Source organism: Brooklawnia sp. (genome assembly GCF_032229645.1).
Lineage (GTDB): Bacteria > Actinomycetota > Actinomycetes > Propionibacteriales > Propionibacteriaceae > Brooklawnia.
This window is the reverse complement of record NZ_JAVTWX010000146.1, coordinates 13,586-22,813: the sequence shown is the minus strand read 5'-3', so window position 1 is coordinate 22,813 and position 9,228 is coordinate 13,586. Positions and strand designations below refer to the sequence as shown.

7 protein-coding genes are annotated in these 9,228 nt (G+C 65.9%); 6 read left to right on the top strand and 1 reads right to left on the bottom strand.

Annotated features, from left to right (window positions below):
• Positions 1 to 115 precede the first annotated feature (115 nt).
• Positions 116 to 2,860 (bottom strand): pyruvate dehydrogenase (acetyl-transferring), homodimeric type, encoded by a 2,745-nt coding sequence (gene aceE / locus AAFP05_RS12220; protein ID WP_341730150.1) that lies wholly within the window; start codon positions 2,858 to 2,860, stop codon positions 116 to 118.
• A 278-nt stretch (positions 2,861 to 3,138) separates the two neighbouring features.
• Here aceE and AAFP05_RS12215 point away from each other — a divergent pair, with 278 nt between their 5' ends.
• The 6 genes from AAFP05_RS12215 to AAFP05_RS12190 form a co-directional block, all read left to right on the top strand.
• Positions 3,139 to 4,212: a PfkB family carbohydrate kinase gene (locus AAFP05_RS12215; protein ID WP_341730149.1), complete on the top strand. Its 1,074-nt coding sequence runs from the start codon at positions 3,139 to 3,141 to the stop codon at positions 4,210 to 4,212.
• Between the two features lie 118 nt (positions 4,213 to 4,330).
• Positions 4,331 to 5,542, top strand: coding sequence for a helix-turn-helix domain-containing protein (locus AAFP05_RS12210; RefSeq protein WP_341730148.1), 1,212 nt, complete (start codon positions 4,331 to 4,333; stop codon positions 5,540 to 5,542).
• A gap of 114 nt (positions 5,543 to 5,656) precedes the next feature.
• A complete protein-coding gene (locus AAFP05_RS12205; protein WP_341730147.1) occupies positions 5,657 to 6,592 on the top strand; it encodes an ACP S-malonyltransferase in 936 nt (311 codons plus the stop codon).
• Positions 6,593 to 6,597: 5 nt separating this feature from the next.
• Positions 6,598 to 7,593: a beta-ketoacyl-ACP synthase III gene (locus tag AAFP05_RS12200; RefSeq protein WP_341730146.1), complete on the top strand. Its 996-nt coding sequence runs from the start codon at positions 6,598 to 6,600 to the stop codon at positions 7,591 to 7,593.
• Between the two features lie 55 nt (positions 7,594 to 7,648).
• Positions 7,649 to 7,894 (top strand): acyl carrier protein, encoded by a 246-nt coding sequence (locus AAFP05_RS12195; RefSeq protein WP_341730145.1) that lies wholly within the window; start codon positions 7,649 to 7,651, stop codon positions 7,892 to 7,894.
• Between the two features lie 84 nt (positions 7,895 to 7,978).
• The coding region (locus AAFP05_RS12190) for a beta-ketoacyl-[acyl-carrier-protein] synthase family protein (protein WP_341730144.1) at positions 7,979 to 9,228 on the top strand (1,250 nt) is incomplete at its 3' end.

Below are 9,228 nucleotides of genomic sequence, written 5' to 3'. Positions count from 1 at the left end.
CCCGCCCGCGCCCCCCCCGCCCCCCCCCCGGCCGGCCCCCCCCCCCCGCGGGGGGGGGGGCCCCGGGCGGCCCCCCCACCGCAGGCGTTTGTGCTGGTATCAGTTCGGCAACGGCTTACGAGTCGCCGCCGACCTCGCCCGATGCACCGGCGTTGACATCGTTCAGCCGGTAGCGGTCGATCCCTTGGCGAACGACCTCGCGCGGTAGCTCACCACGGTCGGCCAGCGCTTGCAGCGCCCGAACCACGATCGACGGGCCGTCGATGCGCAGATGGCGACGAGCCGCTGCCCGGGTGTCCGAGAAGCCGAAACCGTCAGCACCCAGCGGGTAGTAGTCGGTCGGCACCCAGGGCCGGATCTGCTCCTGCACGGCGCGCATGAAGTCGCTCACCGCGATCGCTGGGCCTTCGTGTCCGGCCAGCTGCTGCGTCACGAACGCGGTCCTGGGCTCGGCCTCCGGGTTGATGAAGGCATCCTCGTCGCAAGCCCGACCGTCGCGGGCCAGCTCGTTCCAGCTTGTCACCGACCAGACGTCGGACTCGACGCCCCAGTCCTTCTTCAGCAGCTCCTGAGCCTCCAACGCCCACGGCACCGCAACGCCGGACGCGAGCAGTTGGGCACGCTTGCCGCCTTCGGCACCCTGCGAGATCAGGTGGATACCCCGGCGGATGCCTTCGGGGTCCACGTTCTCGGGCTGAGCGGGCTGAACCATCGGCTCGTTGTAAACCGTCAGGTAGTACGAGACATCTTCCGGCTGATCACCGTACATGCGGCGCAGACCATCCTCGACGATGTAGCTGATCTCATAGCCGTAGGCCGGGTCGTAGCTGACGATGCCCTCGTTGGTAGCGGTCAACAGATGTGAGTGGCCGTCCATGTGCTGGGTGCCCTCGCCGGTCAGCGTCGTCTTGCCGGCGGTCGCGCCGATGTAGAACCCGCGGGCCAGCTGGTCGGCCGCAGCCCACCACATGTCGGCGGTGCGCTGGATCCCGAACATCGAGTAGAAGATGTAGATCGGAATCATCGGCTGACCGTGGGTGGCGTAGCTGGTGCCGACGGCGGTGTATGCCGCGGTCGCGCCCGCCTCGTTGATACCGACGTGCATGATCTGGCCGTTGGTGGCCTCGCGGTAGCTCAGCATCAGGTCGTGGTCGACCGGGGTGTACTGCTGGCCGTTCGCGTTGTAAATCTTGATCGTCGGGAAGAACGAGTCCATACCGAAGGTGCGCGCCTCGTCCGGAATGATCGGGACGATGAACGGTGCCACGCCCTTGTCGCGCAGCAGATCCTTGAGCAACCGGACGAAGGCCATCGTGGTGGCGACCTTCTGATTGCCCGAACCCTTGCGAGCAGCCTTGTAGACCTTCTCGTCCGGCAGTTGCAGCTTCTTGCCGTGGTTGCCGCGCCGCTCCGGGACGAAGCCGCCGAGCTCGCGGCGACGGTCCAGCAGGTACCGAATCGCCGGATTCTGCGGACCCGGATTGAAGTACGGCGGCTGATAGGGATCGGCCTCCAGCACCTCGTCCGATACCGGGATGTGGCAGCGGTCGCGCAGGCCCTTGAGGTCGTCGATGGCCAGTTTCTTCATCTGGTGGGTCGCGTTGCGGCCGGCGAAGTGGCTGCCGAGGAAATAGCCCTTGATGGTGTGGGCCAAGATCACGGTCGGGCCGCCGGTGTAGTCGTTGGCCGCCTTGTAGGCGTTATAGATCTTGGTGTAGTCCAGACCGCCACGGCGCAACGCCCAGATCTGATCGTCGCTCCATTCGGCCACCATCGCAGCGGTGCGCGGATCGCGTCCGAAGAAATGCTCGCGCACGTACGCACCGTCGTTGGCCTTGAAGGTCTGGTAGTCGCCGTCGCGGGTGGTGTTCATCACGTTGACGAGCGCACCGTCGGTGTCATTCTCAAGAAGCGGATCCCAGTTGGCGCCCCAGACGAGCTTGACGACGTTCCAGCCGGCGCCGCGGAAGAATGACTCCAGTTCCTGCACGATCTTGCCGTTGCCGCGCACCGGGCCGTCGAGACGCTGCAGGTTGCAGTTGATGACAAAGGTGAGATTGTCGAGCCCTTCATTAGCTGCCAGCTGCAGGGCGCCGCGCGATTCGACCTCGTCCATCTCACCGTCGCCGAGGAACGCCCAGACGTGCTGCTGGCTGGAGTCCTTGATGCCGCGGTTCTCGAGGTAACGGTTGAACGATGCCTGGTAGATCGCATTGATCGGGCCGATACCCATCGAGACGGTCGGGAACTCCCAGAAATCCGACATCCGACGCGGGTGCGGATAACTCGGCAGACCGCGCCCGCCCATGGGCCGGCTATATTCCTGGCGGAAGCCGTCCAGATCGTTCTCGGAAAGCCGGCCTTCGAGTAGCGCGCGGGCGTACATACCCGGGGATGCATGACCTTGGAAGAAGACCTGATCGCCGCCACCGGGATGATCCTTGCCACGCCAGAAATGCATCAGGCCCACCTCATAGAGGGTGGCCGCCGACGCGTAGCTGGCGATGTGGCCGCCGACTCCGACGCCGGGGCGCTGCTGACGGTGCACCTGGATCGCGGCATTCCATCGCAGCATGTGGCGAACCTGCTGTTCCAGCTCGGGGTCACCCGGGTAGGCGACCTCCTTCGACCTCGGAATGGTGTTGACATAGTCGGTCGAGACCAGCGAAGGCACACCGATGTGCTGATCACGCGCTCGTTCGTTGAGCCGAAGCATGACGTAGCGCGCCCGGTTGCGTCCGCCTGATTCAATCAGCCCATCCAGTGACTCCAACCACTCATTCGTCTCATCGACATCGGTGTCTGGGAGATTGGTCGGAAGGCCGTTAAGCAGGGGGCCGGGTTGCTCGCGAGGGATCACGCTGAGGTCCTTTCAAGTCACGACAGATGTCACTTCAACACCAGCATTACTCGCAATCTTCCCGCGATCTGCGGGTTTTCGCCAGAAGTCCGCCGATCCAGCCCAGCGCATCGGGCCCGCCGGTGCCGCGTGGGTTGTTGGCAGCTGTTGCCGTGCTTGGCAACAAGCACGGGATCCGGGTCCGAAACTGTAGGATTCCGGCATAAACCCGTGACGCGCAACGGTGCCGCCGGTGTACCGCAACACGGCGCGCTTCTCGATCTCGAAAGGCAGCACATATGAAACTCCGTGAGGACGCCAAGTGGTCGCTGGTCATCCCGACCAGCATGGGGATCCGCATCTGTCCCGAGGACGCCCAACCGGTGCAGACCGCGAGTCGTTTCAGCATGCAAGTGACATCGGCCGAGAGCAACGTCGGTTCGATCTCCAGCTACCTGGGCGAGCCGGTGAAGATCCTCACCAACTTCGTCCAGGGCAGCCCGATCTCGATGATGATCAAGTCGAACCTGGCTTCGCGGTTCATGGCCGTCGAAGGCCCGGAGCTGCCGCAGGGCGGCGCCTGGGGTTACCGTCACCAGTTCAACATCGCCGATTCGGGCTACGGCAACCGTGGTGCCCGGGTCTGGAACGATCGCGCTGGTGAGGTCGGTCTGCAGCTCGACGCCAAGGACTTCGACCTCGACCGCATCTTCGGCGACGAGGGCGCGAAGATCGTCCACATGTCGGGCCTGATCGCGGCGCTGTCACCCAAGACCTTGCAGTTCTGCCTCGACGTGGCCCACGCCGCCAAGGCACACGGCGCTGCCGTCAGCTTCGACCTGAACTTCCGCGCATCGTTCTGGAAGGGACGGGAGGAGGAGCTGCGCGCTGGCTTCACCGAGATCGCGAACAACTGCTCCATCCTCATCGGCAACGAAGAGGACTTCCAGCTGGCACTCGGCCTGGAGGGCCCGGACGCCGGCGGCAAAGGCATCGGCGCGAAGATCGAAGGCTTCAAGGCCATGATCAATACCGCCCACGAGCGCTTTCCGGGCGTCGAGGTCTTCGCCACCACGCTGCGCGAGGTCGTCAACGCCAACCACCACCTGTGGGGCGCCATCTTGTGGGCGGACGGCGAGTTCCACGTCGTGGAGCCACGCGACATCGGCGTCCTGGATCGTATCGGCGGCGGCGACTCCACTGTCGGCGGCATCCTCTACGGCCTGATCAACGGTTGGGATCCCGAGAAGTGCCTGCACTTCGGCTGGGCGTCCGGCGCGATCACCACGACCTTCCTCACCGACTACGCCGCTCCGGCCGACGAGGAGCAGATCTGGTCGGTTTGGGAAGGCAACGCGCGCATCAAGCGCTGACGCTTGGGTCGTCAACGGCCGAGCCCCCCGTGCGTGAGGCGCAGGGGCTCGGCCGTTTTGAATATCCGGCCCCAGCGGAGCGGTAGAGTTCGCGGGCAAACAGATGCCAGGAGGTGCCATGGCCGCAAAACCCCCGGTGAGTGCCGGCCGCGCGTTCGTACCCGCCGCACGAACCCGCGCCGCCATCGCCAAGCGACTGGCCGCCCAGGCCGGACGAATGAGCACTGCGGTGGTCGGCGAGATGGAGATCCGGCACCCCTGGTACTCGAAGCTGAGCGCCGAGGAGCGCTCGTGGGTGAACATGGTGGCCAACGAGGGCATCAATGGCTTCGTCCAATGGTTTGCCGACGACGCCGCGTCCGAGATCGACCCGGCGCGCATCTTCAACGTCGCGCCGCGCTCGCTGACCCGCAGGATCAATCTGCATCAGACCGTCGACCTGATCCGCACGACCATCGATGTCGTGGAGGCGCAGATCGGTCAGCTGATGCCCCGCGGTGACCGCGGGGTCCTGCAGACCGCGATCCTGCACTACTCGCGGGAGGTCGCGTTCGCCTCGGCAGAGGTCTATGCGCGAGCAGCCGAATCCCGCGGCAGCTGGGACGAACGGATCGAGGCGCTCATCGTGGACGCCGTGGTGCGCGCCGATTCGAATGAAGACCTGCTGTCCCGTGCGTCCGCTCTCGGCTGGCATGCGCAGGCCCCGGTCGTGGTGGCGATCGGCGCGACGGCCGACGATGACGACTTCAGCGGATTGCGCAAGGATGCCGAAAGTCTCGGCCTGGTCGCGATGGCCGCTCTGCACGGTGAGCAGTTGGTGGTCGTCCTCTCGCCCAGCTCGCCGGATGCCCAGCCCGATCTGGAGGCGGGCGTCGGCTGGCTGGAATCGCTGGCACCGCACTTCGGCCCGGGCCCGATCGTCGTCGGCCCGCCGGTAGCGGGACTGGTCCGGGCGTCCGACTCGGCGCGTGCGGCGTTGTCGGGTGCCCGTTCGGCAAAGGCCTGGCCGGAGGGCCCCCGGGTGCTGACCGCCCGCGACCTGCTGCCCGAGCGTGCGCTGGCAGGCAACGGCCAGGCGCGCCGCGAACTGGTCGACGCGGTTTTCACGCCCTTGGCGGCGGCCGGCGGCGATCTGCTGGAGACCTGCGTGAGCTTCAGCGACCAGGGCGGTTCGGTGGAGGCGACCGCGCGGGCCCTGTTCGTCCACCCCAATACGGTGCGCTACCGTCTCAAGCGCATCGCCGAAGTCGCCGGCTACTCCCCCAGCTCGCCCAGGGACGCCTATGTCTTGCGGTTGGCCATCACTTTGGGACGACAGCACAGTCAGTAGCCCAAATCTGAGGGCCCTCCTGAGCGGCGGTTTGTAGAGTACGCACAATGTCGGTGCGCCAAATTAGTCACGCCGCGCATCGGCTTGAGTCTGTTCGACGGGCAGGATGTAGGTGTGCTTGTTATCGCAGCTCCCGGCCAGGGTGCCCAAACCCCCGGCTTCCTCTCCGACTGGTTGACTATTGATAGTTTCGCCGACCGCCTCAGCTGGCTGTCCGCGGTAGTGGGGCTCGACCTGGCCCACTACGGGACTGCGGCCGACGCCGAAACCATCCGTGACACCGCGATCGCCCAGCCGCTGCTGGTGGCTTCGGCCCTTGCCGTCGCGCATGAGCTTTTCCCGGACGCCGACTACGGCTGCGGCAGCGCAGATATCGTCGCCGGGCATTCGGTCGGTGAGATCGGGGCTGCCGCCCTCACCGGTGCGATCAATCCGGAGGCCGCGATGGTCTTCGTCCGTGAGCGCGGCCAGGCGATGGCCGCTGCTTCGGCCGTGCAGCCGACCGGCATGTCCGCAGTCATTGCAGGCAAGCCGGACGAGGTTCTCGCCGCGATCGAGGCCGCCGGACTCACCCCCGCCAACTTCAACGGCTCGGGCCAGATCGTGGCCGCCGGCACCCTCGAGCAGTTGCAGACGCTGGCCGACAACGCCCCCGCCCGCGCCCGGGTCATTCCGCTGTCGGTGGCCGGCGCTTTCCACACCGTACACATGGCGCCCGCATCGCAGCGCCTGGAGTTGCTGGCCCGTTCGATCGGCACCGCTCGTCCGGTGGCTCGACTGCTGTCGAACCGTGATGGCGCGGTCGTCGAATCCGGCGCCGAGTATCTCGACCGGATGGTCGCTCAGGTGACCCACCCGGTGCGCTGGGATCTGTGTATGGACACCATGGCTTCGCTCGGCGTTACCGGTCTGCTCGAGCTGGCTCCGGCCGGCACCCTGACAGGCATCGCCAAGCGCAACCTGAAGGGTGTCGAGCTGTTCAATCTCAACACCCCCGATCAACTGGATGACGCACGCGAGTTCTGCGCGCGTCACTCCGAAGCGAAATGAGGATCATGAGTTCGCCTATCAAAGCGTCGCAAGGTGCCCCCTATTCCCGGATTCTCGGGGTGGGCGGGGCCCGCGGCAACCGCGTCGTCGACAACGCCGAGATGTGTACCATCATCGACTCGTCCGACGAGTGGATTCAGCAGCGGACCGGCATCATCGAGCGTCGCTGGGTCGATGACGAGCAGGATGTCTTGACGCTGGCCATCGAGGCCGCCCGCAAGGCGGTCGAGCGCTCAGGAGTCGCCACCGACCAGATAGACAGCGTGCTGGTGAGCTCGGTCTCCAATACCCGCCGCTTCCCGTCGCTGGCGGTTCAGGTGGCGTCGGCACTCGGGCTTCCCGACCCTGCCGCCACCGACCTGCAGGCTGCCTGCGCGGGCTTCTGCTACGGCGTCAGCCTCGCCGACTCCATGGTGCGCACCGGTTCGGCCCATCACGTTCTGGTTGTCGGCGTCGAGGTGCTCAGTCAGCAGACCAACTTCGCCGATCGCTCCACCGCGTTCCTCTTCGGGGACGGCGCGGGCGCCGTGGTCATCGGACCGTCGGACACCCCCGGGGTCGGTCCGGCCGTGTGGGGATCTGCGGTTGACACCGGTGAGATCATCCACTCGGACGATTTCGCCGCCGCCGCCGCAGAGGGCGTCAATCCGAGGATCCACATGGACGGCCACCAGGTCTTCCGCTGGGCGACCGGCTTCATCGTGGAGAAAACTGCCGAAATCCTCGAGGCAGCCGGACTGGCTCCCGAGGATCTCGACGTCTTCATCCCACATCAGGCCAACAACCGCATCACCGATGCGATGTTGCGTCGCCTTAAGCTGCCGGAAAGCGTCGTGGTCAGCCGCGACATCAAGCACATGGGCAACGCTTCGGCAGCGTCCGTCCCGATCGCCATGGAGGCCCTGCTCGAATCGGGCGAGGCCAAATCCGGCGACAACGCCCTGATCATCGGCTTCGGCGCCGGGCTGGTCTATGCCGGCCAGGTCGTCGTTCTGCCCTGACACCCGCTCTCAACTCTCTAGACCACCATCTGGGCCAATAGAAAGGACATTCATCATGGCCACCACCGAGGAAATCCGTTCACAGCTCGCCGACATCGTCAACGACGTTGCTGGTGTCGACCAGGCCGACGTGCAGCTGGAGAAGAACTTCGTGGACGATCTGGACGTCGACTCCCTGTCGATGGTCGAGATCATCTACGCCTGCGAAGAGGCCTTCAGCGTCTCGATCCCCGATGAGGACTCGAAGTCCCTGAAGACCGTGGGCGATGCCGTCTCGTACATCGAGCGCGCGCAGAACTGACCCCTCTTAGGGCCCTTAGGGCCCGCACGTCACCGGTAGGTGCGTGCGGGCCATTCCTTAAACCCTTTTCATCCGGGAGCCTCAATGACCGATGTCGTCATCACAGGATTCGGTGCCATTACCCCGCTTGGCAACGATGCACCTTCTACCTGGCAAGCACTTCTTGCCGGACGCAGCGGCGTCCGTCGTATCGAGGCCGACTGGGCCGATGACCTGCCCGTGCAGATCGCCGGTCAGGTGAATGCGGATCTTACGCAGTGGATCTCGCGCGTCGACTCCCGCCGGATGGACCGTGTCAGCCAACTTGCGTTGGTCGCGGCCCGCGAAGCCTGGTCCGATGCCGGATTCGGCCTCGGCGAGGACAACCAGGTCGATCCCGAACGGCTGGGTGTCTCGGTCGGCACCGGTATCGGCGGCCTGGTCACCACACTGGATCAATGGGATGTACAGCGCGAGAAGGGCGTCCGGCGAGTCAGCCCGTTCACCGTGCCGATGCTGATGGCCAACGCGCCCGCGGCCCATGTCGGACTGCTGGTCAACGCCAAGGCCGGTGTGCATGCGCCGGTTTCGGCGTGTGCTTCGTCCAACGAGGCGATCGCCCTGGGCGCGAACATGTTGCGGCTGGACGAAGCCGACGTCGTGGTCGTGGGCGGCTCTGAGTCGGTCATTCACGCGATGCCGATCGTGGCGTTCGCCCAGATGCAGGCACTCAGCCGCCGCAATGACGAACCCGAACGCGCTTCGCGCCCGTGGGACATTGACCGCGACGGCTTCGTGATCGGCGAGGGCTCGGTGATGCTGGTCATGGAGACGCTGGCCTCGGCGAAGGCCCGCGGCGCCCGGATTTATGGCACGCTGGCAGGCTCTGGCATCAGCGCCGACTCGCACGACATCGTCCAGCCCGAGCCGAGCGGCGCGGGTCAGCTGTCGGCGATGGTCAAGGCCCTGCGCAACGCCGGGCTCGCGCCGTCCGACATCAAGCACGTCAACGCCCACGGCACCTCGACCCCGCAGGGCGATGTGACCGAGGCCAAGTCGATCGCGCATGCCCTCGGATCGAGCGTCAGCGAGACGGTGGTGACCTCCACCAAGTCGATGACCGGCCACCTGCTGGGCGGTGCGGGCGCTCTGGAGACCTTCGCCTCCGTGATGGCTCTGCGTGACCGAGTCTCGCCCCCGACCATCAACCTCGAGCACCAGGAGCCCGGTCTGGAGATCCAGATCGCCGCGAATGAGGCGCGGGAGCTGCCGTCCGGCCCGCTGGCTGCGCTCAACAACTCGTTCGGCTTCGGTGGCCACAATGTGGCGCTGGCGCTGACGAATGACAACATGAC

Bases quoted from the DNA above. Each gene is read 5' to 3' on its own strand.
- AAFP05_RS12215 (WP_341730149.1), top strand. From the start codon at position 3,139: ATGAAACTCCGTGAGGACGCCAAGTGGTCGCTGGTCATCCCGACCAGC.
- AAFP05_RS12195 (WP_341730145.1), top strand. From the start codon at position 7,649: ATGGCCACCACCGAGGAAATCCGTTCACAGCTCGCCGACATCGTCAAC.
- AAFP05_RS12210 (WP_341730148.1), top strand. From the start codon at position 4,331: ATGGCCGCAAAACCCCCGGTGAGTGCCGGCCGCGCGTTCGTACCCGCC.
- AAFP05_RS12200 (WP_341730146.1), top strand. From the start codon at position 6,598: ATGAGTTCGCCTATCAAAGCGTCGCAAGGTGCCCCCTATTCCCGGATT.